Raw genomic sequence first — 23,189 nt, forward strand, 5'->3', positions numbered from 1 at the left:
ATGGGTATTTCCCAGTGATATTATTTTTTGAAATTGAGCGTCTGTATAGAGTCGTTAGCGTTCTCTTCGGCAATGAATTGTTGACTTAAATCTTTATTTTGTTTCAATGCATCGCGAATAAGCTCATCGGTAAGCACTAAATGCGCATTTATGATATCACAAAAGGAAATAGGGGTATACATGGCTTCTCCATAAGCAGCTTTATCAGTGTTTAAAATAAATCCATCTTGCGTGATATTTGTAAGTGTCCCACGAAATTTTCGGCGCCCATCAATTGTTATTTTGGTTTCAATTTTTGCAAGATGCCCTTGCCAATGAAAAAAATCAGATTTTCTTACCAATGGACGATCAATTCCAGGTGATGAGATTTCTAAATGATATTTGCGTTCAATAACATTTTGTACATCAAGGAGGGGAGAAACTGTTCGACTAACAGTTTCACAATCTTCTATGGTCATAGAACCATCAGCACGTTCAACCATAATTTGAAGTGTTAAACCATTTTGACCAAGAAGTTTCACACGAACCAAACGAAAACCTAAAGGTTTAAGTAGTGGTATGACAAGAGCAGCAACCTGTGCTTCGATACCATCTTCTTCAAACAGGCGTGGTTCGTCAAGATTGCTTATTTTTTCAGCTTCGTTCATACATTTTATCCAAGTTGGTTTCATCAGTTTTATGATATTAAAAAAGAGCGGGTCCAACGGCCCACTCTTCATCATAAGACCAAGAATTTAACTATTGATACTCTTAAATTCAAAATTTTTCAAGTTGTTTATGAGAAAAGCGCTTGATCATTTATTTCTTGATAAAGGTAAGATAGGCAGGCGTTCGTCCTTCGCGTAAAGCTTTTGCTTCATAGCGGGTTCCGCTCCATAGTGGATAAGGGAGTTTCCAGTCTTGAGGGCTTTCTGCTTTCCATTCAAAGTGATCATGTTGTGCACAATGGTACAAAGTCCAGTTTACATAACTGTCTATATCGCTAGCAAAGCGAAAAAATTTTCCTATTTTAAGAACACGAGCAAAACGGTTAAGATTTTTTATATTGATGAAGCGTCGTTTCCAGTGTTTTTTTTTCGGCCAAGGATCAGGATAGAAGAGGTCTATTCCATCAAGCGAGTTATCAGGGAGCCAATCAAGAAGGCGTGTAGCATCATCATTATAGAGGCGAAGACGATTTTGATGGTTTTGATGCTGTTCAAGAGACGACAATATTTTTGCCATGCCATTGATAAAGGGCTCGACGCCGATAAAACCGGTTTTTGGAAAATATTCCATTTCATGAAGTAAATGTTCACCTCCACCAAAACCGATTTCAAGTCGAATTTCTCTTACTTTGCTTGAAAATAAGGATGTAAGGTTTAAGGGAGGAGGGACATTTAAATCAATATTCAAACTGGGGAGAAGCATTTGTATACGTGTAAGCTGACTGTCTCGAAGTTGTTTTCCTTGTCTGCGTCCAAAAAATGCTTCACTCTTACGTATATTATGTTTAATCATGGGATTTGGATCATTGTTTGAAGCGTTTTCACGAGATCAGTTTTTTCCCATGAAAACGAACCATCGTGTTTTGGTTTACGACCAAAGTGACCATAGGCAGCTGTTTTCGCATAAATAGGTTTATTGAGGTCAAGATGTTTTCGAATGCCGGTAGGTGAAAGGTCCATTATTTTGCGGATGGCTTCTTCAATAACCTTTTCATCGACTTTTCCTGTTCCATGAAGATTAAGATAAATAGATAAAGGTTGTGCAATACCAATTGCATAGGAGAGTTGAATGGTGCATCTCTCTGCTAAATGAGCAGCAACAATATTCTTAGCCAGATAGCGTGCCGCATAGGCAGCAGAACGATCAACTTTTGTTGTATCTTTTCCTGAAAAAGCACCGCCTCCATGGGGTGCTGCACCTCCGTAAGTATCCACAATAATTTTGCGTCCCGTTAATCCGGCATCGCTTTGAGGGCCTCCAATGACAAATTTTCCTGTTGGGTTAATATACCAACTGCATTGAGCTGCAATGGGAATGTCATGTAAAGCTTGGCGAATGTAAGGTTCAACCACTGTACGTACTTTATTGGAATCCCAGCTTTCATCAAGGTGCTGCGTTGAAAGAACAATGGATGTGACCTCTATCGGTTTTCCATTTTTATAACGTATGGTTATTTGGCTTTTAGCATCTGGTCCTAATTTTCCAGTTTCTCCCTCTCCTTTATGACGAGCTGCGGCAAGAAGTTTGAGAATTTTATGCGCATAATAAATTGGCGCAGGCATGAGATCAGGTGTTTCACGGCAAGCATATCCAAACATGATACCTTGATCACCCGCTCCTTCTTCACCATGCCGATCCGTAGCATTATCAACCCCTCTTGCTATATCAGCTGATTGTGGGCGCAAAAGAACATCAATTTTAACAGTTTTCCAATGGAAGCCTGCTTGTTCATAGCCAATGGTACGAATAGCACGGCGCGCTGCTGTACGAAAACGTGTAGGATTAATGAGTGGAAAGCTAGTTTCATCATAGATGAATTCTTTATTTTTATCTTTTTTTAATAGCGTGTCGGGAACACGTACTTCACCAGCGATAACAACACGGTTGACACTGACGAGAGTTTCACAGGCAACGCGTACTAACCATGGATCAGTACCAGTCTTTTCAGCTTCTTTATAGATCATATCAACGATTTCATCGGAAATACGATCACAAATTTTATCAGGATGTCCTTCCGATACCGATTCGCTCGTAAAAAGATAATCTTGATGCGGCATAGGAACTCCTTCAAAAAAGAAAACCAACGATTTAATCAATTGCTTACTAAAGTCGTCACCATTTGCTAATTCTACAGCAAATAGTCAATGCAAATGTATATGAATAAAAGAGAAAAGATATAATTTTAATTTATAACTTATTTGTCAAATCTTCCTCAGAAAGTGCTTTTGCCAAGTCAATAATTTTTCGACGCACTTTAGCATCAGATATATTTGTAAAAGCGCGCATGAGCTGAATCCCTTCGCTGCTAGAACAAAAGTCTATAAAATTGTGTTCACTTTCAGCAAAACCCTCTACTTGTTGGGAGGTAATACCTTTATCAAAAAAGTAAGAAACAGGAACATCCATAATTTCCGCTATCGCTTGAAGACGGCTGGCACCAATACGGTTTGTTCCTTTTTCATATTTTTGGATTTGCTGAAAAGTAATTCCTAATTTTTCACCTAGTTTCTCTTGAGTGAGTCCTAAAATATTACGACGTAAACGGATACGAGTTCCAACATAGATATCTATAGGGTCAGGTTTTTTTCTAGTTTCGGTCATAATGCAACTCTTTATTTCCAGCATTTTTCTTCTAAACCAACATCATATTTATGCGCAGTTGATTTATCATATAATTAAAACAATATGTAATATTTTTTCCCAATATCACTGGTACACGCAACACAATACCGTACAAAGGGCACTTGAATCATTTAAGCTGTTTTGTAAAACCAAAACCAATACGACACAATAGCATAAGGATGAATAAGATAAAAGTAGAGAAAGTTCTGTATTCATTGCTTCCTATAGGGGTAATGGATGATGGAACTTGTGAATCAATAATGCCCACAGCATTTTGTCGAAGAGCTACAACGATTCGTCCATAAGAATCAATAACAGCTGATATGCCATTATTGGCTGCCCGTATGAGGGGGATTCCCAGTTCAACGGCACGAAGCTGTGCTTGTTGAAGATGTTGATAGGGTCCAGGTGTTACACCAAACCATGCATCATTTGTAATATTAATAATTGCTTGAGGCGGGGAGCCTTTAAAAGTCATTTCATGGGGAAATATTGCTTCATAACAAATTAAGGGTAGATAAGAAAATCCGTTTGGCATTGTAACAATTTTGCGCACACTTGCAGCACTATATCCACCAATATTATCAGCAAGGGTACGCAATCCAATTTTTTTCAATAAATTCTGATAAGGGAGATACTCACCAAAAGGAACCAAATGAAGTTTATCGGAAGTATTTAAAATATTACCTTGAGCATTAATGACTGCAATTGTATTAAAATATTGTGTTTGGGAATGAGGTAGATCATTGCTGGCGCGTATTGCTCCAACAATAGCCCATTGTTTAGGTTTTAAAAGAGAGGCAATGCGCATTGTGATAGATGATTTATCATAGAGAAGGTAAGGAACGGAAGCTTCAGGCCATACGATAAAATCGGGTTCTGAATTTTGATCGGTTGTTGGCGTTGCACTTAGCTTCATATGCGCTTCCAACATAGATTCTCGTGTATTATCACGCAATTTTATATTTTGTTGGATGGACGGTTGAACAATGCGCACCCAATAAGCACTTTTTTGATCTTCAGTTGTGTTTTCTATAGTATGAAGACGATAAAACCCAAAACCACAGTGAATGAATATAAGTGATAAACAAAGAGAAAGTGCCACTTTCTTTTTTTCATCCGTTAATAAAACAGTTGGCAAACTGTAGGCTAAGACAGCAAGAATATTCATTCCGTAAAGTCCTACGATTGCATCAGATTGCATGAACATTGGGGTTGGCATGGCTGTATAGCCAAGAGAATTCCATGGAAATCCTGTGAATAAAAACGCACGCAACCACTCGGATAATCCTAATGCAAAGGCTAAAACAAAAAAGCGTGCTATTCCTTTTGTCCATAATAAACCGACAATGAAACCAGAAAAAAACCAATAAAGAGAAAGGTAGAGTGGAGGGAATAAAATGGCTAATGGGACTGCCCAACCAAAAGAATCTGGATCTGTTAACAAAGCATTGCATAGCCACCAAAGGCCGCAAATAAAATAACTAAAACCAAAGGTTCCACAGCTTAAAGCGTAAGTAAAAAAATGTTTTTTATTGTTTTTGGTGGCCCGTATTGAGTCAAGTAAAACAATAAAGAGAGGGAAAGTTAAAAAGCAAAGAGGTGTTAAATAAAAGGGTGGAAGTGCAAAAGAAGTAAGAGCACCACACAGAAATATCCATGCTTGGCGCTTCCAGCCTGTAACAGAGAACAAAAAAACGATGAAATTGTTTAAAAATGCTGGACTATTCTTTAGGGATGGCATTGTTCTCAAGATTCTCATTTTTGGGAATGCGAAAAATGCGCAATCGTTTAATCCGGCGTTTATCAGCTTCTAAAATACGAAATCTATAGCCAGGTACAGCTTCGACAATTTCACCTTTAGCAGGAATGCGATCAAGAATTGAGACGATCAAACCACCAATAGTATCAACTTCATCACCATATTCCCCTACGATAAAATCAGGACCAAGAGCTTTCTCCACATCTTCTAGTTCAGTTCTTGCATCAACGAGCCATTTATTATTTGGTTCACGTACGATAGCATTGTCGACATTATCATGTTCATCTTCGATATCCCCAACGACTAACTCAACAATATCTTCCATTGAAACGAGACCATCTGTTCCTCCATGTTCATCAATAACTAAAGCCATTTGAGTTCGTGTAGTTTGCATCCGTGTTAATAATTTGCTTGCAAGCATAGAACTGGGAACAAAGAGAACTGTTCGGATCAAATCCAATTCACCGATTGGAGTATGCAAGTCTGTATGGTTTAATTGAAGCAAATCGGATTTTTGTTCGGTTTTTGTTGGGTTGATAATAAAGCGAGTGATGTAGTTAAGAATATCGCGGATATGGATCATGCCGCGCGGATCATCTAAAGTTTCAGCATAAACGGGGATACGAGAATGACCAATTTTTGCAAAACATTTAAGGGTTTCTCCAAGAGAGGTGTTTATTTCTAATGCTTCGATTTCAGAACGAGGTATCATAACATCATCCACGCGTGCTTCACGTAAGCGTAAAATGTTATGCAGCATAGTACGTTCTTCAGGTGAGAAGAGGGCGGTATCTTTTTCATTGTTAGTCGTGAGTGCAACGGTAAGATCATCGCGCAGTGACGTAGATGCACAATTACGACCCCGTAAGAATGAAAATAAATGATTCATCAGGGAATATTTCTCTGTATGATTCGTCTGTTGAGAGGGGTCTTTTTCATTATTAGAAGATGCTTGACTATTATTTTGTGCATTTATTTTGTTTGCCATGGTTTTGAAATCTTCTAGACTTTCTTTTATAACAGATAAATAAGAGGCTTTAAATGGTATGCTGGTAATATTGATTTTAAAAGTTAAATTTTATCATTGATAGACAATTATGCGTAAGGATCTTTTATGGAAAGCTTTTGAAGAATTTCTCTTTCGAGCTTTTCCATTTTATATGCTTCATCATCAGTTTCATGGTCATAACCAAGCAGATGCAAGATACCATGAACAATCATATGTGTTAAATGGTCTTGAAATGTTTTTCCTTCTTTCTCTGCTTCGAAAACAACAGTTTCTCGGGCAATAATGATATCACCGAGCATGGGACCAGGTCGATTTCCAGCTTTAAGTGGAAAAGCAGGAAAGGATAATACATTAGTAGATTTGTTTTTGTTGCGCCATTGTGCATTGATTTGTGCCATATGTTCATCATCCGTAAAAAGCAGGCTAATCTCGCTTACAACATTTGCCAATGAAACATGATGCATAGTTGTCATTAATGCTTTTTCAGTGATATTATAAAGCATTTTCTCATCATTCCACCCTGCGCTTTTAATCATTATATCAATAATAATCATGATGAATCAAATTCATTTTTTAATGCATCGCATGCGAATGATTTTTTTTTATTTTGTATTTCGGAATCAAGATCATAAGCACGAACAATAGCAGCAACAAGTGGATGGCGTACAACATCTTTTTCATCAAAATGCACAATTGCAATATTTTCTACATTTGAAAGAATGCGAATTGCTTCAATGAGACCTGATTTTTGCCCTGTAGGCAAATCAATTTGGCTTACGTCACCGGTAACGATCATACGCGTTCCTTCTCCAAGACGTGTGAGGAACATCTTCATTTGCATGGGGGTAGTATTTTGTGCCTCATCAAGAATAACAGCAGCATGGGCAAGTGTTCGTCCGCGCATAAAGGCGAGAGGAGCAATTTCTATGACACCAGAGGCTAAAATGCGTTCTATTTTTTCAGCGGGCATCATATCATAAAGAGCATCATAAAGTGGTCGTAAATATGGGTCGACTTTTTCTTTGAGATCACCGGGAAGAAAACCAAGATGTTCTCCAGCTTCAACAGCTGGACGTGAGAGAATAATTCGCTCAATGATACCACGTTCTAGAAGCATTGCAGCATGAGCAACAGCAAGATATGTTTTTCCTGTTCCTGCTGGTCCTACACCAAACACAAGTTCAGTATGCGCCATAGCACTTATGTAAGCGTCTTGTGTTGGAGTTCTTGCATGAATTATTTTTTTATGGGTACTCAACCGAGCTGGTATACGTTTCGTTGCAGATTTGTGTGTTATTGTGTCTTCTTTCTGCTTCTTTGGTATATTTGCCATAGCAATCGCTCCTTTTATATCTGATAAAGTGAGCTCTTGATGTGTTTTGGCACGTTCATAAAGCTGCTGCAATACATATTGCGCACGTTTTATAACAGAAACATTTCCACGGATTAAGACTTCATTACCACGCGGATGAATACTAAGTTCGAGTTTTTTTTCGATATAAGCGAGATTTTCGTCAAATTTACCAAAAACTGCTTTTGCATATTTATTATTTTCGAAAATCAAAACAACTTGGCTCACATCTGAAGCGCTTGTTTGTTTCAAGGTATCAGCCTTTTCAAGGGACGTATTTACTTTTTCTTTAATACGCTTTATTTTTTCGGTTGAAGCTTTCAGCTTATTCTCCATATCTACATAAATGTTGCACATTTTGTTAAGTAAATTTTATAAAAGACAATTTTTACAAAAAGTGCACGCTTTAGATGTAATCATTTGCTTTTAAAATAAAAGAGTTTTCCAAAATATTTATTTTTGAACAAGGTATTAGAGGCATGTTTATCTATTTGTCACTTCACCAACAAAACTGTTTGAGCTTGCATTTTTAATATGAATTTCTATCACGCTACCTGTAGAGGCTTCTGTATCGACAACAACAGGTAAAAGCCAAGGGGAACGCCCTACCATTTGCCCTGAGTGACGTCCAGGTTTTTCGATGAGAACATTCGTTTTCTGATCAATTTTAGAACGCAAAAACGCATTTTGTTGCTCAAGGAGAAGGGTTTGTAAATGTTGAAGTCGGGCATCTTTTACAGATTCATCAACATGATTTTTCATTGTGGCTCCCACTGTTCCAGGACGGGGGGAATATTTAAAAGAATAAGCTGAACTGTACTGTACTTGTTGAATAAGTTTAATGGTTTCTTCAAAGTCTTCATCTGTTTCTCCTGGAAACCCTACAATAAAATCGCCTGAAAAGGCAATATCTGGCCGTACGGTTCGAATTTTTTCGATAAGATGAAGATAATGAGAGCTTTTGTGTTGTCGGTTCATGGCTTTTAAGATGCGATCTGAACCTGATTGAACAGGAAGATGGAGGTAAGGCATTAACATATCAAGATCTCGATGCGCGGCAATAAGGCTATCATCCATATCACGTGGGTGGCTGGTTGTGTAACGCAAACGCTTTAAACCATTGAGTTTTGCGAGATGATAAAGAAGATCGCCAAGACGCCAAATTTTGCCATCAGCACTTTGTCCATGCCAACCATTGACATTTTGTCCAAGCAGCGTAATTTCTTTGACACCCGCTTCGATGAGTTGAAGGGCTTCCTCGGTAATTTGCTCGACAGACCGTGATATTTCAGCACCGCGTGTGTAAGGAACAACACAAAAAGTGCAAAATTTATCGCAACCTTCCTGTACTGTTAAAAATGCGCTAACACCTCGTTTTCTTACTGCATGTTTATTATGGGGCGGCAAATGAGCAAATTTATCTTCAACAGCATAGTCTGTTTCGATAATTTTTTTCCCTTGTTTGGCTTTTTCTAACAATTCTGGCAAGCGATGATACATTTGCGGACCAATAACAAGATCCACTGTTGGAGCACGGCGCAAGATTTCACTTCCCTCAGCTTGTGCAACACAACCTGTTACACCAACCATAAGGGGTTTATCAGGTGTGCGCTCTTGACGCATAACGCGCAAACGACCGAGATCAGAATAAAGTTTTTCTGCTGCTTTTTCACGAATATGACAGGTATTAACAAGAATAAGATCGGCATCATTGGGAATTTGTGTTGTCACATAGCCTTGCGAACTGAGGCTATCAGTCATCCGTTGGCTATCATAAACATTCATTTGACATCCATAGGTTTTGATAAAAACCTTTTTAGGAGCAACAGGAGGCGTATTTTTAGGATTTACTTTATTCATGGCGCATGTGTAAATGTTTTTTACACAAATCTCAATCTATTTGCTTAAAAGTTTTTTGCATGATAATTGCATCACCACGACCATTTTTTGACGCGTAATAGGCAAGACGTTCAGAAATTTTTTGAAATTCAAAGCGTTGATAAAGGTTCAAAGCAGAAAGATTTGTGGCTTCTACTTCCAAGAATAATTTTATGGCGCCCTTGTCGTGAAGATAGTGAACTGTGCTTTCGATAAGAAAGGTACCAATTCCTTTTTGACGATAATGAGGGTGAACAGCAATTGTGATGATTTCTGCTTCATCAAGGATGAGACGGCATAGGCAAAAGCCTAAAATTTGATCAGAGTGATCAATGAGAAAAGCTTTGTATCCGAAGATAGAGTGATCTGTTAAGAAATTATCAAAAGCTTGTTTTTCCCAAGAAGGGGTAAAACAATGCTGATGAATTTGATGAAGAGAAGCACTATCATTAACTTGTAGCGGAGCAATTCCAAAATTCTTTTTTGTCAATGAAAATTTGGGCATTATTTTTTTTGTGGTAAAGCAAAATTGGTTTGTTGTTTTGCATCAGCGCTGCGTAGATAGAGTGGGCGAGGTGAATTTTTTGATTGTTTGTTTGCAGCAAGATAAGCATAGTTTACAATATCGGCCGCTTCGCAGGGGATTTTTTCTAGGACAATTTTTTCGTATATTTTATGGTTTTTAACATGCTCCACAACGACATCAGCAGCTGGGCCAGTCAGTCGGGTTTTTTTTGGCAAATCTTCGAGGATATTTTCAATTGTTTTTAATCCCGGCGCTCCCAAAGGTGTGAGATCATTATGAAAATTTTGATGGTAGAACATCCCTCTCCCTGCTTCAATGACAACAGTAATTGCCGATGCTGTACTTTTACTGTTTATGACTTGTGCTGCTAACGCTTCAAGAGCACTCACTCCAACAGCTGGTATTTCAAGTGCTAATGCCAAAGCGCGCGCTGTTGCAACACCGACACGCACACCAGTAAATGATCCAGGTCCAATATTGACAGCAATACGCTCAACTTGATCAAGCGTCATATTGGCTTGTGTCATTATTTGTGTAATCTGCCCAATAATTTTTTCGGCATGTCCTTTGTTTATGCGTTCATTGATACGCGCAATAACAGATTTATGACGAATAAGCGCAACAGCACAATAAATTGAAGCAGTATCTATAGCAAGGATAAGCATAAAAATATTTTAGTTGAATAAAACGATAAATAAAAGTCCTGCTGTATTTTTAATCTTTTCATTATCGTATATTTCATTTGTAAGAAAGTTACTAGTGCCAATAAGCAACAATATCTTTTTATGGGATAGAACGAGATGTTGATTTAATCCTTATTTTTATCACTTTTTGAATGAGTACCTTGAGTATTGTAAGATTCTCTTATTTTAAGTCTACTTATGGTGAAACAATTAAAGTTATTAGCTTGTATATTACAAGCGGAGTTAGCGTATGAATCAAAACTGTTGAAGAAAAGAATAAAAACTCCTTCACGAATCGTTTAAATGTAAGGGTTGTCACAACTTGTAAGCTATCAAATAGTACGTTGATGCCACTTGTATTACATAGTAAGTAAAAGTAATTTAAAAGAGGAAAAGTCATGATCTCACATTTTTTCCAAATAAGAATATATTTTATCAGTCTTTGTATAAAAACCTTAGCGTAATGAGAGCAGATGAAAGAAATGGTATTGTTTTGTATGAGTTACGTATTTTGATACTACCCCGTTGCAAATCATTATGGACTGAAAAGCAAAATTGACAGTTTTCACTTAAATATCAGCTCTTTCAATTTTTTGTATAGAATAATGAGCAATATTTTAGAACTTTTTCTGGTTTATGAAAGAACTGATTTTAATAATAATGAGGACTTTGGGTTGATTGCATACTACGTTGAAAAAATAATAATCAATGCACATTTTAAAATGTTATATGATTTAAATCATTCAATTGTATCATAATAAGGCTACAAATACCGAGAATAATTATGGAGCAGGTTGAAGCCAAAATGACGCGCCATCCTGCTTTTTTTAGTGATCGGATATCAACACCTAATCCTAGTGCAGCCATTGAGATAACAGTAAACAACTGGGCAATAAATTTGATGGGATTGATAGCCTTTTCAGGGATAAGACCACTTGAGCGAACAAGCATCATGATAATAAAGCCAATGATAAACCATGGGACGAGGGTATGTAAACGCAAGCGTGTTTGTGCTGATCGGCGATAAATGATTGATAGAGTAAAAATAACAGGGCCTAACATGAGAACCCGTACTAATTTGACAATTGTTGCAATTTGAACACTCAGAAAAGAGACAGATGCTGTTGCTGCTAAAACCTGTGGTACAGCATAAACAACCATGCCAGCAAGCACACCATATTGGCTAAATGACAAATTCAGAGATGGATGTAAAAAGGGTAAAAATAAAATAATAAGAATTCCTAAAAGAGCAGTGAAGGCAATTGACGCGGCTACATCGTCATGTTTTGCTTTTATGACAGGTGCAACGGCAACAATAGCTGAATTGCCACAAATAGCATTCCCACAAGCGACCAGCATTGCCAAATGTGTAGAAAGCCCGAAAAGTCGGCCGATGGCAAAGCTCAGGATAATCGTTACGAATATCACGAATATGATACTAGCAAGCAAATTCCAACCAGCTGAAAGGACTGCGTTAATGCTAATGCTTGCTCCTAGAAGAACGATAGCAATTTCGAGAAGTGTTTTTGCAGAAAAGGTGATACCTTTTTGAAAATATGTTGGCAAAGGAAAACAACTACGGATAATCGATCCTAAAAGAATTGCCAAAACAAGGCTTTCAAGCCATGCTTGTCCAAAAAGCTGTTTTTCTACAACTTCTAAGCCATAAGCTAAGGCTGATATGAGTAAACATGCTAGAATACCAGGACCAAAGTCGTTTAAAAGTGAGAGATGTTTTTTGATCATTTTAATATTTCCCCATAAAAAGAAATGATAGTAAATAAAGCGAGATAACAGGTAAGAGAAAGAAATTTTTAAAGATTTGTTCTTGCTTGTACAGCTGCTGCTAAAGTTCCATCATCAAGATAATCAAGCTCGCCTCCTACAGGAACACCATGAGCAAGTCGCGTAATTTTAACTGGAAAATTAGAAAGCTGATCGGTGATATAGTGAGCAGTTGTTTGACCTTCGACAGTCGCATTGACAGCAAGAATAATTTCCGTAATAGGGTTTTGTACAACACGCTGTATTAAGGTGGCAATGTTGAGTTCGTCAGGACCTATTCCATCTAAGGGGGAGAGTCGTCCACCCAACACATGGTAACGTGCGGCTAAAGTTTTTGCGCGTTCAAGAGCCCACAGATCAGCAATATCCTCAACAACGATGATTGTTGTATCATCGCGGCGCAAATCTGTACAAATTGAACAAGGATCAATGGTATCGACATTTCCACAAACAGAACAAATGCCGACTTTTTCTATAGCTGCTTGTATAGCCGCTCCCAAAGGCTCCAGCAATGTCTCTTTTTTTTTGATAAGATGAAGCGCAGCACGACGTGCTGAACGTGGACCAAGACCTGGTAACCGTGATAAAATCTGAATGAGACGTTCAATCTCAGGTCCTGCAATGTATTTAGACATATTTTTGTCCCACGGAAAAAATCCGTTTCATTAAAATGGAAGCTTGAAACCTGATGGGAGTGGTAGCCCTGCCGTCATACTTTTGGTTTTTTCTTCTATTGCGACTTCGATTTTTGTTCTTGCTTCATTATAAGCTGCCATAATGAGATCTTCAAGAATTTCAGCTTCCTCAGGTTTGAGTAATGAAGGATCAATTTGAATTGCTGTTATAATATTTTTGCCATTTAAAGTGATATTGACGAGACCACCCCCTGCGGTGCCCACAGCTTGCAGATTAGCTATTTCCTCCTGAATCTTCTGCATTTTTTCTTGCATTTCTTTGGCTTTTTTCATCATGCTCATCATTTCACGCATAGGAATAGGTATCCTTATTCATCATTGATATCATTTTTATTTTTAAAAATATCAGCATTTTTAAAGGTATTGGAGAGCAAATCAAGATCATTTTCTTCTTTATTGAGTCGAATATCGACAATTTTTGCTTCTGGGAAATGATTGAGGATTTTCGCGATATCAGGATCTGTTTCTGCATTAGAAAAAAGAGTCTTTTGAATCGCTATACTTTCCTCCTGTAAGGTTGGGCCACCTCCTTCATTAACAAAAGTTATTGTCCAGCGTTTTTCTGTCCATTGAGATATCTTTTTTTCTATATCATGAGCAAGAAATTGTGGGGTATTTTCAGAAAGTCTTAAGGTAATATGCCCAGCTTCAAAAGAAACAGGATGAACAAATTCTTTAATAAGGAGTTTGAAAGGAGTGTCATTATGCTGTTCGGCTAATTGAACAATATCGTGCAAAGAATTAATCACGAGAGTTTTAGGCTCAGTAATCTTTTCTGTTGTTTGCGTGACAGAATGCGATAAATTTACAATCTTTTCAGAAAGATCAGTAGATGGAGAAGTTTCTAGAATTTCTGTTACTTCTTGGGCGTTGATTTTGTCATGGTTTTGATTTTTAACTAAATTTTCTGGTTGTAAGGAATGATCTAATTGGTTTTTCAAAGATGTTTTTAAATCTGATTGATCGGCTAATGTATTTGAAATGCTCGAGGAAGCATGGGCTCCGTCCATTGTTTCTTTTGTTATATTATTTGCATTTGTAGATTCTTGATGAGAAGAGTTTTTAACCAGTGTGAGAGGCGTTTTTTCTTGCGTAAGCTTTTTTAAAGCCTCATCAAGAGTTGGTAAGTCAGCCGTGTGAGCAAGACGAATTAAAAGCATTTCAGCGGCTTGAAGAGGACGTGCAGTTTGATTAACTTCCTGTAAACCTTTGAGTAACATTTGCCAGTTTCGGGATAAAACAGGAACGGAAAGTTTTTTTGAAAAGTCTAAACTTCTTAAACGTTGTTCTTCAGTCAGAGAAAAATCTTCCACTATTTCTGGTGTAAAACGTAAACGTGTGACCAGATGATTAAAATCGGCTAGTTCTGTCAATATAGTAAGAGGATCAGCACCTGCTTCATATTGACTGCGTAATTCATGTAACGCATTGACAACATCGCCCTTCATGATAAATTCAAAAAGATCAATAATACGTGCTTGATCCGCTAATCCTAACATTGTACGCACCGCAATAGCATTAACATTGCCATTGCTATGGGCGATTGCTTGATCAAAAATGGATAATGCATCACGTGCAGATCCTTCTGCAGCACGGGCAATCATAGAGAGTGCTTGATCTTCTACTTCTACCTTTTCATATTTCGCAATTTGACGCAAATGTGCACTCAAAGCTTTTGATTCAATACGTCGTAAATCAAAACGTTGGCAACGCGAAAGAATTGTAATAGGAACTTTGCGAATTTCTGTTGTGGCAAAAATAAATTTCACATGGGAAGGTGGTTCTTCAAGAGTTTTCAATAAACCATTAAAGGCTTGTGTTGAGAGCATATGTACTTCATCGATAATATAAACCTTATAGCGTGCAGAAACAGGACGATAGCGTATTTGTTCAATAATTTCACGAATATCATCAATGCCCGTATGAGAAGCGGCATCCATTTCTATAACATCAATATGGCGTCCTTCGATAATTTGTGTGCAATGTTCACCAAGAGTGTCCAATACGGTTGTTGGTTGATCAATATCTTTTGTTTTATAATTAAGCGCACGTGCCAAAATACGTGCTGTTGTGGTTTTACCTACGCCACGAATCCCTGTTAACATCCACGCTTGTGCAATACGACCTTTTTCAAAGGCGTTGGTGAGAGTACGCACCATAGCTTCCTGACCAATGAGGTTAGAGAAGTTTTTTGGTCGATATTTACGAGCAAGAACACGATAAGCTGTTTCTACCGGTAAATTTTCCATGAGTATTTCCAACTTCGAAGTTCTTTATGCGTACATTTTTATAATACAAAAGCATAGATCAATACTGTAGTCTCATATAAAAGGATTTTTTCTTAATCAAATTATTTATGGGACAATTTGTTTAAAAATAACAAAACCCCTTTATTTGCTGCATACAAATGCTGCTCTGAAGATTAAAAATACCTCGCTAAAAGACAGCATAAAAAATAATTTCTTCAGCAAAATAGGAGGTTGGAACGATGACCCGTACCAGAACTCGTTGGGGCTGCTTCTTTCCAGACCTGACCCAGTTGGCGAGTAGTTCGTCCACCACCAACCTCCCAAGCTCATATTGTCGATTTGGAATGAAAAATCAAGATCAGAAACGAAAAATATCCTAAGAACGACGAAGAATTTTCCTTTGCGTTTAATTTATTGACATATAAACAACAAAGAGATTGTGGATTTACCAGTTTTTATAGCAGTAGCTCTTCATATTTATTTGGTATGAAAATATTTTTTCGCTTAAGATAGTCTGAATGTATAATTATTCTCATTCGCTGAAACATGTAAGAGTTTTAGGATAGACACGTCTGTTTTAAAACTACGAAATTGAATCATCAAAAATTTACAACAGTTAAAGAAGAAAATAAAGCAAATAGATCATGTAATTGGCTAACATTTGAAAGTTAGGGGGGAAGAGTGCTATTTAAATAATTATAAAATATTGCTTTAATGGTGTTGCTCCTCTATACAAAACAGAACATCCCAAACAGAATACATTTAATGTTATACATTCACAGGCTTTTTAAAGAGCGATTGCTCAATACTCTTAACTATATTTCAAACTCCACTCATAAATAGTATACATGCTTCCCTTGAGTTATAAATCTATTGTTGCGCTATCCTCTTTATGCTTAATACAAAGTATAAATTTTAGCCCTCATGCTATTTAACAACTCCCAATGTTGTGATCCCTTGTACTTGAGAGGCTTTATAAGAAGCATTTTTATTCCTTTTTTTAATCGTTTTTACTCACACACCACTCTCATTTGTAACTTTCAAGGAAACATTTTAATGGATTTAATATGAGATTTAAGATGGGAGGACCTTACTTTATTCGTGGTTTTAATTCAGTATAAGAAAATCAAAGTCTTATAAGGATAAGCCAGTATCTTAAGTATCTTATAAGAGTACCACCTCATTTCTATAGTGAATGAGAATATAAAATATGTAATGTTTTTTCTTTTAACATAATATAAATATATAAATACTGAGTAGATGTTATCGCTCTTTTTTTGCGTGCTTGTTCTTTTAATTAAAAAACATTGATGTTTATCACAAGATGGATCAATATATGAATTTTCATTATTTTAGAAAAGGTTTCATATATTTTAAAGGGACTGTACTCATGCAAGAGAAGATGCAACATTAAACGCTATAGAAATAAGGGGGTACTGATTTTATAAGCATAAAAATGGTTCTTATTCGATATAAGCGACATTTTATAGTTTCAGATAATTATATTCTTTAATAAGGAGGGAAAAGCGAGATAATTTTTATAAAAAGCTGAATGAGTATGACTTAAAGTGCAGTGAGGAATGCATCTGTAGAGCAAATTTTACTTTTCTGTTTATCTAAGTGATTTGGGTACGATGTGCTTTATAGTACTTAAAATAAAGCAGTTGTGAAGATAGAAGTCATATTCTTATTAAAAAAATAGCTCTGATAGTAGAAAATACAGAACAATTTAAGTTTAGTCTTTTAGTTTTCGAAAAAGTTCTTTAATATCTAACCTTATGAGCAACTTAAGGTTTGCCATATTAGGATAAAAACACCTCTTCAGCGATAAGTTTTAATGGCTCATTATGCCCTATTTTGAAAAAAACACCTGAAAAAAGAATAACTCTACTCAAATTTTAGATGTTATAGAATATTGTTAATCATAATCTCCTGTGTCACAATTTGTTCCAACAACTTTTTTCTTCGTAATATTTTTAAAAATATAATGTCCTGACGAAGGAAAACTTATATAAAGAGATTTTATATTTTTTAGGATAAAGATCTTCTTTTCTTTATCATGGGTTATTTTCTTTTCATCATCAACAGCAATTCTCAATTTGTTTAAATCAGAAGGGGTAGAGTACGATAAAGTAAAGGATACTTTCTTCGGTTCAAAGATACTACAAGAGTATTCAGCTCCTTGATGGATTGTATCGGATGGGATGATCACAACACTTTCATCCAGCCCAAAATTCCATTTTCTCTCACCAAAGCCAGCAAACGCACCACTAGAGTAGGCGAGAATATTTGCGGCTAATAATCCTTGCATGAAGATTTTTTTCATTATCCTCTCCTTTTTCTAAAGTGAGGTGAATCATAAATCAATTTTTATAAAGATAAAAGCTCAAACTTAACGCTAAAATCAGGGCTAAGTTGCATTTTCTAGTTTTAAACCATGTTTAGAATGACATTAATCTAAGAGATTTGAATGCTCTATTATGTATAATAATTTGAATTGTTTTGAGAGCTAATTTAGAAGTTCGTTATCTTTATTGGAATATTGTCAGAGGAAATGACTTTTCTCAAGAAGCTCTCTTTGAATATATAAAAGGAAATAGATGGTACAAGCGTTTTTATTTTTGGTTACTGTGTTTTTTTACACTGGTTTTTATACAAGTTGAAGTGCTTTTTATCATGATATAATTTGTGAGAAAATATTATGCAAATAATTTATATATTCTGTTACGAGCTGTTTTTTCTTCTTCAGTGTTTATGAAGGGTGTTGAGTAGAAAAAACGAGCTCTTTCAAGATACGTTGCATTATGAAATTTTTACGATGCTTTTTGATATCAACAAAAAATGATAGCAGCTTAATTGCTTTTATATATACGATGTTCGATCGTTTTGTGCTGGATAAGTACCGATAATACGCAGTTCTGCAGAAAAGAAAGATAATTCTTCTAAGGCAAGTTTCATCATCGGGTCTTCAGGATGTCCTTCAATATCAACAAAGAACTGTGTTGCATTGAAATTTCCACCAATTTGATAGCTTTCTAATTTTGTCATATTGATACCATTCGTTGCAAATCCTCCCATAGCTTTATAGAGAGCAGCGGGGACATTGCGCACTCGAAAAAGAAGACTGGTGATGATTTTTTCGCCATTTTGAGGTTTGGGGACATGTCGTTTGGAGCGTGAAAGGATGACAAAACGGGTAATATTATGAGGGTTATCTTCAACATCTCTTTCAAGAATATCGAGTCCATAGAGTTCTGCTGCGATTAAAGGTGCTAAGGCAGCCTGTGAACGTTTAGCATTTTTTCTAATAAATTTTGCAGCTCCAGCGGTGTCAGCAGAAACAACAGGTTTCCAACCGTTGTTTCGTATGATTTTTCGGCATTGTGCAAGGGCATGCGTATGGCTGTGGACGGTTTTAATTTCGTCATGTGTAACGCCGGGCAAAACCATGAGTTGAAAATGGATAGGTAAAAAATATTCATCAATAATATAAAGAGATGACTGCGGTAAAAGATGATGAATGTCTGCAACGCGCCCCGCAAGAGTATTTTCAATAGGGATCATAGCAAGATCAGCTTTCCCGCTTTCCACTAAATTAAGAGCGTCTTCGAAGGTAGCAGAGGGAACAGCATCCATATTGGGGAACATATTGGAGCAAGCAATATGGGAATTAGCGCCGTATTCTCCTTGGAAAGAAATTTTATTGGTTTTTTTAAGTATTTTCATGTTAAAATCTCACAAACTCTATCGAGATCATGTTGTGTGTCTACACCTAAGGGAATTGTATCGACTATTTCCACATCAATACGCATATTGTTTTCTAATGCACGTAATTGTTCAAGTTTTTCACGTTTCTCAAGTGGTGAGGGTTTGAATGATACAAATTTCTCAAGTGCTTCGCGCCTATAGGCGTATATTCCAATATGGTGATAAAGAGGACCCTCTCCATAAGGTGCTTTGGCGCGCGTAAAATAAAGAGCACGAAGGCGATTTTGAGAAAGCGGTGTACCAATGATTTTGACAACATTGGGATCTCTTGTTTCATTTTTTTCAATGATTTTGGCACCCAAGGTTGCAATATCAGTAAAGCTATTTTCTAAAGGGCGTAGCGCACGAATGATTTCACGAGGCATTATTGTTGGTAAGTCACCTTGTATATTTAAAATGGCGTTGTAGCGTTGTTCAGGATCAATACGCACTAAAGCTTCATAAATACGATCAGATCCAGACTTATGATCACCTCGTGTTATGATATATTCATGCCCATAATCTGCAACAGCTTTAGCGATATCATTATGATCTGTTGCAACGATTGTACGTCCTATTCCAGCTTTTTTGGCTTGTTCTGCGACATGAACAATCATCGGTTTTCCGCCAATTTCAGCGAGAGCTTTTTGAGGAAGACGGGTTGAGCCCATACGGGCAGGAATAAGAATAATTGGTTCAAGAGCCATTGTAAGATTCCCAATGTCATCTGTGATGCATTTATGATATTGTGTGTTATAAAGAAAAAGCTTAAACTAAAAATGGTAATGAAACCGTGAACATTTGAGTTTTTATGAATCGCCCGAGATTTATTTATTTTATTTGTGCTTGTTTATGTGTGCTGGTTGCTATTGTGGGGATTTTCACACTCAGCAATATAGTTTACGATCATCCGACATCAGTCCAATATCATCATACAGTTGCCAAGAATGATATATTCCAAGAAAAACAAAAAGCACCTGATGTTTCCCTATCACTAAATAGCCGCCTTCAACAAGGCAATTTTGAAAATGGCCGTAAAATTTTTCGCCAATGTGCCATATGCCACACTTCTGGACGCAATGAAGCAGGGCGTGTTGGTCCAGTTCTCTGGGAGATTGTTAACCGCCCTTTAGCATCAGCAGCAGGTTTTGCTTATTCACGGGCATTACGTGCTCATTCTGATCAAAAATGGGATTTTGTAACGTTAGATCGTTATTTACATTCTCCACGTGAAGCTTTTCCTGGGACCATTATGTCTTTTCGTGGAATTAAAAATGACCAAGATCGTGCCGATCTTTTGCTTTATTTACGCAGTTTATCCGATCATCCTGTTCCTTTACCAATGGATAATAATAAAGCGAACGAGCCAAATTAACTTATACCATAGATGTTAATTTTAGAAAGAAGTCTGATTTTTTTGTAATTTTAGTTTCACAGTTTATAAAAAGAGCTCTTATTGATGTTTTGTTAGGGGGGAACGCCCCTCACGCAAGACAGAAGATATTTAACATTGCATATTTACTCGCTTATTTTAAAGAGATCTTTTATAAAAATGCACTCTTTAACACTGTCGTCTGTGGATTGGTTTTCAAGATTTGTGTGCTTCACTTTTTCTACATATACTTGTCTGTGAAATTATTGCTGAAGGATTATCAATTCATGAGCTGCAGCTTTCTGCTTCTGAATGCAATAATTATGTAATTAAAGCTCTCCATGAGGTTTATCTCAATCCTTCTATACACATCAATCCCTATGTACTTTTACATCAATTCCCATGTATTTTTCTTATGAACAGAGACAATTGATTGTTCTTATACGTGCAATAATCCTAAGCTGCATTTTATGATGCTCGATGAATAGACGTTTTCTCTTGAGGTTAGAGATGTACGGACAGATCATTGACCTTTTATAGTATCGATCACTAAAATATGACTTAGATTATTTATTTATAGGTTATGGTTTGAAGTAAGCACTTTCATGTGAAACAATTTTTATGTGTGAATAGTAGAATAGTTGAATAGAGTTCTGCTGATTGTATTTTTATCTACGTCGAAAATTTTTTATACAAGAATACGGATAGCAGCTACGTTCCCACGAGTCTCTGTCCATTTATAGACGATGACATGAAATTATGCTGATAATCCATTATAGAGAATTATTTTTTCACAAAAGGTTTGCCATATTTGTGATAAATTTAATAGGTTTCATTGGTTACAATGTTTCGATGACTTGCGATAAAATTAATTAGTATTTCAATACATATTGCGAGAGTGCTAAAAATTAGTGGAAGAGAGGACATAATCATGATTCTCCAAGCTTCTTAATAACTATGGTATTTTCTTTATAATTTGAGCGTTTATAAGTAATAATATTAAATTGCGCTAATAATCCATTATAGAGAAGAATCTTTCCTACTAATGGCTCTCCGATGTTTGTGATCATTTTAATAACTTCCATTGCTTGTAGGGTCCCAATAACGCCAGGTAAAACACCGATGATTCCAGTTTCAGCGCATGTTGGGATAGTCCCGTGAGCTGGAGGGGTGGGAAATAAATCGCGATAGTGAGGATTATTGTCTTTATACGGCATAAGGACCGTTAATGAGCCATTAAAACGTTCTACAGCACCGCTTATTAGAGGTTTTTTGCATTGGGCAGCGTGATCAGCGAGAAGATAGCGTGTGGTAAAATTATCACTTCCATCAACAATGATGTGGTAAGCATTGAGCAGTTTATCCACATTACTTTTATCTAAGCGTAGGGTGTGTTTTTCAACTATAACATGGGGATTTATTGCTTTTATAGTGGTTTCAGCACTGTCTGTTTTACTTTTGTTGATTGCATTTGTTTTATGAATAACTTGGCGTTGTAAATTGGAAAGTGAAACGATGTCGTTATCGACAATTCCAAGAGTTCCAACACCTGCGGCAGCCAAATAGGTTAAGACAGGAGCACCAAGACCACCAGCGCCTACAACAAGAACACGTGCTGTTTTTAGCTTTTGTTGCCCTGCACCACCAATCTCAGGCAGAATGATGTGGCGTGCATAGCGTTCGATTTCTTTGTTGTTTAATTTTATATCTGTTTCTTGTGTCATAAATTTTCTCTTGTCATAGTTCTTTTATTGTTTACTAAGTTTATGATGCATAGACCAGTCTGCTTTTAGGATAGAGAGGATTTATTTATGAAAATTGCCATTCAGATGGATCATATTTCAACAGTTCGGATTCAAGGAGATACGACATTTGCACTCGCTTTAGCAGCCCAAGAACGTGGACACTCTCTCTTCCATTATACACCAGATCGTTTATCTCTATACGATGGTTGTGTGATTGCACGACTAGAGCCATTGATTGTACATGATAAAGAGGGAAGCCACTATCGATTAGAAAAGCCTGTTCGTACGGAATTAACAGATATGGATGTGGTTCTTTTACGCCAAGATCCACCTTTTAATCTCAATTATATCACAACAACTCATTTGTTAGAGCGTATTCATCCTAAAACACTCGTTGTGAATGATCCTGCATGGGTACGCAACAGTCCAGAAAAAATTTTTGTTACTGAATTTTCTGATCTGATGCCAGAAACATTAATTACCAAAGATATTGAAGAAATAACAGCTTTTAGAGAGACATTTGGCGATATTATTGTTAAACCACTTTATGGGAATGGGGGCGCTGGTATTTTTTATTTAAGACAAGATGATCGCAATTTAGCATCATTGTTAGAAATGTTTGCAGAAATTTATCACGAACCTTTTATTGTTCAGCGCTATTTAGAGGCAGTACGAAAAGGAGATAAAAGGATTATTTTGCTTGATGGTACACCTGTTGGAGCTATTAATCGAATTCCGACAGAAACAGATGTGCGCTCTAATATGCATGTTGGAGGTCGCGCGGAAAATGTGGAGTTAACAAAACGTGATTATGAAATTTGTGAACGCATTGGTCCAGCCTTAAAGGAACGCGGTCTTCTTTTTGTGGGGATTGATGTGATTGGAGATTATATAACAGAAATTAATGTGACGTCTCCTACGGGAATTCGTGAAATTAAACGCTTCTGCGGTACGGATGTTGCTCATTTGTTTTGGGATGTTATTGAGTTCAAGCGTTCAAATGAATTTATTTGACAGAGGACAAAAACATGGTTTTAAAAAAATGATCCATGTTGTT

21 protein-coding genes and 1 other RNA gene are annotated in these 23,189 nt (G+C 36.7%); 2 read left to right on the forward strand and 20 right to left on the reverse strand.

Annotation, left to right across the window (positions count from 1 at the left end):
• Nucleotides 1–20 precede the first annotated feature (20 nt).
• The 19 genes from rimP to ACFILT_RS05535 form a co-directional block, all read right to left on the reverse strand.
• Nucleotides 21–671 (reverse strand): ribosome maturation factor RimP, encoded by a 651-nt coding sequence (gene rimP / locus ACFILT_RS05445; protein ID WP_375611870.1) that lies wholly within the window; start codon nt 669–671, stop codon nt 21–23.
• 127 nt (nt 672–798) lie between these two features.
• A complete protein-coding gene (locus tag ACFILT_RS05450; RefSeq protein ID WP_375678514.1) occupies nt 799–1,500 on the reverse strand; it encodes a tRNA (guanine(46)-N(7))-methyltransferase TrmB in 702 nt (233 codons plus the stop codon).
• Nucleotides 1,497–2,765, reverse strand: a complete 1,269-nt coding sequence (gene metK, locus ACFILT_RS05455) for a methionine adenosyltransferase (RefSeq protein WP_375613312.1) — start codon at nt 2,763–2,765, stop codon at nt 1,497–1,499. The genes ACFILT_RS05450 and metK overlap by 4 nt, the downstream gene beginning before the upstream one ends.
• Nucleotides 2,766–2,895: 130 nt before the next feature.
• Nucleotides 2,896–3,309 (reverse strand): helix-turn-helix domain-containing protein, encoded by a 414-nt coding sequence (locus ACFILT_RS05460; protein ID WP_375611810.1) that lies wholly within the window; start codon nt 3,307–3,309, stop codon nt 2,896–2,898.
• 148 nt (nt 3,310–3,457) lie between these two features.
• On the reverse strand, nt 3,458–5,092 hold the full coding sequence (lnt, locus tag ACFILT_RS05465; protein ID WP_375678513.1) for an apolipoprotein N-acyltransferase: 1,635 nt from the start codon (nt 5,090–5,092) through the stop codon (nt 3,458–3,460).
• Nucleotides 5,055–6,080, reverse strand: a complete 1,026-nt coding sequence (locus tag ACFILT_RS05470; protein ID WP_375613314.1) for a hemolysin family protein — start codon at nt 6,078–6,080, stop codon at nt 5,055–5,057. Before ACFILT_RS05470 ends, lnt begins: the two co-directional genes overlap by 38 nt.
• Nucleotides 6,081–6,187: 107 nt before the next feature.
• Nucleotides 6,188–6,655, reverse strand: a complete 468-nt coding sequence (gene ybeY, locus ACFILT_RS05475) for an rRNA maturation RNase YbeY (protein WP_375678512.1) — start codon at nt 6,653–6,655, stop codon at nt 6,188–6,190.
• On the reverse strand, nt 6,652–7,776 hold the full coding sequence (locus ACFILT_RS05480) for a PhoH family protein (RefSeq protein ID WP_375679721.1): 1,125 nt from the start codon (nt 7,774–7,776) through the stop codon (nt 6,652–6,654). Before ACFILT_RS05480 ends, ybeY begins: the two co-directional genes overlap by 4 nt.
• Before the next feature lie 159 nt (nt 7,777–7,935).
• Nucleotides 7,936–9,312: a tRNA (N6-isopentenyl adenosine(37)-C2)-methylthiotransferase MiaB gene (gene miaB / locus ACFILT_RS05485; protein WP_375679705.1), complete on the reverse strand. Its 1,377-nt coding sequence runs from the start codon at nt 9,310–9,312 to the stop codon at nt 7,936–7,938.
• A 31-nt stretch (nt 9,313–9,343) separates the two neighbouring features.
• Nucleotides 9,344–9,835, reverse strand: coding sequence for a ribosomal protein S18-alanine N-acetyltransferase (gene rimI / locus ACFILT_RS05490; protein WP_375627639.1), 492 nt, complete (start codon nt 9,833–9,835; stop codon nt 9,344–9,346).
• A complete protein-coding gene (gene tsaB, locus ACFILT_RS05495) occupies nt 9,835–10,521 on the reverse strand; it encodes a tRNA (adenosine(37)-N6)-threonylcarbamoyltransferase complex dimerization subunit type 1 TsaB (RefSeq protein WP_375679707.1) in 687 nt (228 codons plus the stop codon). Before tsaB ends, rimI begins: the two co-directional genes overlap by 1 nt.
• A 735-nt stretch (nt 10,522–11,256) precedes the next feature.
• Nucleotides 11,257–12,285, reverse strand: coding sequence for a YeiH family protein (locus tag ACFILT_RS05500; protein WP_375678508.1), 1,029 nt, complete (start codon nt 12,283–12,285; stop codon nt 11,257–11,259).
• A gap of 68 nt (nt 12,286–12,353) precedes the next feature.
• Entirely contained in the window at nt 12,354–12,959 is a 606-nt protein-coding gene (recR, locus tag ACFILT_RS05505; RefSeq protein WP_273790577.1) for a recombination mediator RecR, read from the reverse strand.
• A gap of 30 nt (nt 12,960–12,989) precedes the next feature.
• On the reverse strand, nt 12,990–13,313 hold the full coding sequence (locus ACFILT_RS05510; protein ID WP_375606797.1) for a YbaB/EbfC family nucleoid-associated protein: 324 nt from the start codon (nt 13,311–13,313) through the stop codon (nt 12,990–12,992).
• A gap of 14 nt (nt 13,314–13,327) precedes the next feature.
• Nucleotides 13,328–15,268 (reverse strand): DNA polymerase III subunit gamma/tau, encoded by a 1,941-nt coding sequence (locus tag ACFILT_RS05515; RefSeq protein ID WP_375678507.1) that lies wholly within the window; start codon nt 15,266–15,268, stop codon nt 13,328–13,330.
• A gap of 223 nt (nt 15,269–15,491) precedes the next feature.
• Nucleotides 15,492–15,589, reverse strand: an RNA gene (ffs, locus tag ACFILT_RS05520) — signal recognition particle sRNA small type.
• Nucleotides 15,590–17,186: 1,597 nt separating this feature from the next.
• Nucleotides 17,187–17,594, reverse strand: a complete 408-nt coding sequence (locus ACFILT_RS05525) for a hypothetical protein (protein WP_375679708.1) — start codon at nt 17,592–17,594, stop codon at nt 17,187–17,189.
• 536 nt (nt 17,595–18,130) lie between these two features.
• Nucleotides 18,131–18,994, reverse strand: a complete 864-nt coding sequence (locus ACFILT_RS05530) for a prephenate dehydratase (protein WP_375679709.1) — start codon at nt 18,992–18,994, stop codon at nt 18,131–18,133.
• Entirely contained in the window at nt 18,991–19,722 is a 732-nt protein-coding gene (locus ACFILT_RS05535; protein ID WP_375679710.1) for a 3-deoxy-manno-octulosonate cytidylyltransferase, read from the reverse strand. The genes ACFILT_RS05530 and ACFILT_RS05535 overlap by 4 nt, the downstream gene beginning before the upstream one ends.
• A 104-nt stretch (nt 19,723–19,826) precedes the next feature.
• Here ACFILT_RS05535 and ACFILT_RS05540 point away from each other — a divergent pair, with 104 nt between their 5' ends.
• Nucleotides 19,827–20,390 (forward strand): c-type cytochrome, encoded by a 564-nt coding sequence (locus ACFILT_RS05540; RefSeq protein WP_375678504.1) that lies wholly within the window; start codon nt 19,827–19,829, stop codon nt 20,388–20,390.
• Nucleotides 20,391–21,316: 926 nt separating this feature from the next.
• On the opposite strand, the gene ACFILT_RS05545 is transcribed toward ACFILT_RS05540, so the two are convergent.
• Nucleotides 21,317–22,111, reverse strand: coding sequence for a molybdopterin-synthase adenylyltransferase MoeB (locus tag ACFILT_RS05545; protein ID WP_375678503.1), 795 nt, complete (start codon nt 22,109–22,111; stop codon nt 21,317–21,319).
• A gap of 87 nt (nt 22,112–22,198) precedes the next feature.
• Here ACFILT_RS05545 and gshB point away from each other — a divergent pair, with 87 nt between their 5' ends.
• Entirely contained in the window at nt 22,199–23,146 is a 948-nt protein-coding gene (gshB, locus tag ACFILT_RS05550) for a glutathione synthase (protein WP_375627632.1), read from the forward strand.
• Nucleotides 23,147–23,189: the final 43 nt, after the last annotated feature.

Source organism: Bartonella sp. AP7XZML (assembly GCF_042195745.1).
Taxonomy (GTDB): domain Bacteria; phylum Pseudomonadota; class Alphaproteobacteria; order Rhizobiales; family Rhizobiaceae; genus Bartonella.

Excerpts from the sequence above, each read along its gene's own strand:
- rimP (WP_375611870.1), bottom strand. The coding sequence starts at position 671 with ATGAAACCAACTTGGATAAAATGTATGAACGAAGCTGAAAAAATAAGC.
- ACFILT_RS05450 (WP_375678514.1), bottom strand. The coding sequence starts at position 1,500 with ATGATTAAACATAATATACGTAAGAGTGAAGCATTTTTTGGACGCAGA.
- metK (WP_375613312.1), bottom strand. The coding sequence starts at position 2,765 with ATGCCGCATCAAGATTATCTTTTTACGAGCGAATCGGTATCGGAAGGA.
- ACFILT_RS05460 (WP_375611810.1), bottom strand. The coding sequence starts at position 3,309 with ATGACCGAAACTAGAAAAAAACCTGACCCTATAGATATCTATGTTGGA.
- lnt (WP_375678513.1), bottom strand. The coding sequence starts at position 5,092 with ATGAGAATCTTGAGAACAATGCCATCCCTAAAGAATAGTCCAGCATTT.
- ACFILT_RS05470 (WP_375613314.1), bottom strand. The coding sequence starts at position 6,080 with ATGGCAAACAAAATAAATGCACAAAATAATAGTCAAGCATCTTCTAAT.
- ybeY (WP_375678512.1), bottom strand. The coding sequence starts at position 6,655 with ATGATTATTATTGATATAATGATTAAAAGCGCAGGGTGGAATGATGAG.
- miaB (WP_375679705.1), bottom strand. The coding sequence starts at position 9,312 with ATGAATAAAGTAAATCCTAAAAATACGCCTCCTGTTGCTCCTAAAAAG.
- rimI (WP_375627639.1), bottom strand. The coding sequence starts at position 9,835 with ATGCCCAAATTTTCATTGACAAAAAAGAATTTTGGAATTGCTCCGCTA.
- tsaB (WP_375679707.1), bottom strand. The coding sequence starts at position 10,521 with ATGCTTATCCTTGCTATAGATACTGCTTCAATTTATTGTGCTGTTGCG.
- ACFILT_RS05500 (WP_375678508.1), bottom strand. The coding sequence starts at position 12,285 with ATGATCAAAAAACATCTCTCACTTTTAAACGACTTTGGTCCTGGTATT.
- recR (WP_273790577.1), bottom strand. The coding sequence starts at position 12,959 with ATGTCTAAATACATTGCAGGACCTGAGATTGAACGTCTCATTCAGATT.
- ACFILT_RS05510 (WP_375606797.1), bottom strand. The coding sequence starts at position 13,313 with ATGCGTGAAATGATGAGCATGATGAAAAAAGCCAAAGAAATGCAAGAA.
- ACFILT_RS05515 (WP_375678507.1), bottom strand. The coding sequence starts at position 15,268 with ATGGAAAATTTACCGGTAGAAACAGCTTATCGTGTTCTTGCTCGTAAA.
- ACFILT_RS05525 (WP_375679708.1), bottom strand. The coding sequence starts at position 17,594 with ATGAAAAAAATCTTCATGCAAGGATTATTAGCCGCAAATATTCTCGCC.
- ACFILT_RS05530 (WP_375679709.1), bottom strand. The coding sequence starts at position 18,994 with ATGAAAATACTTAAAAAAACCAATAAAATTTCTTTCCAAGGAGAATAC.
- ACFILT_RS05535 (WP_375679710.1), bottom strand. The coding sequence starts at position 19,722 with ATGGCTCTTGAACCAATTATTCTTATTCCTGCCCGTATGGGCTCAACC.
- ACFILT_RS05540 (WP_375678504.1), top strand. The coding sequence starts at position 19,827 with ATGAATCGCCCGAGATTTATTTATTTTATTTGTGCTTGTTTATGTGTG.
- ACFILT_RS05545 (WP_375678503.1), bottom strand. The coding sequence starts at position 22,111 with ATGACACAAGAAACAGATATAAAATTAAACAACAAAGAAATCGAACGC.
- gshB (WP_375627632.1), top strand. The coding sequence starts at position 22,199 with ATGAAAATTGCCATTCAGATGGATCATATTTCAACAGTTCGGATTCAA.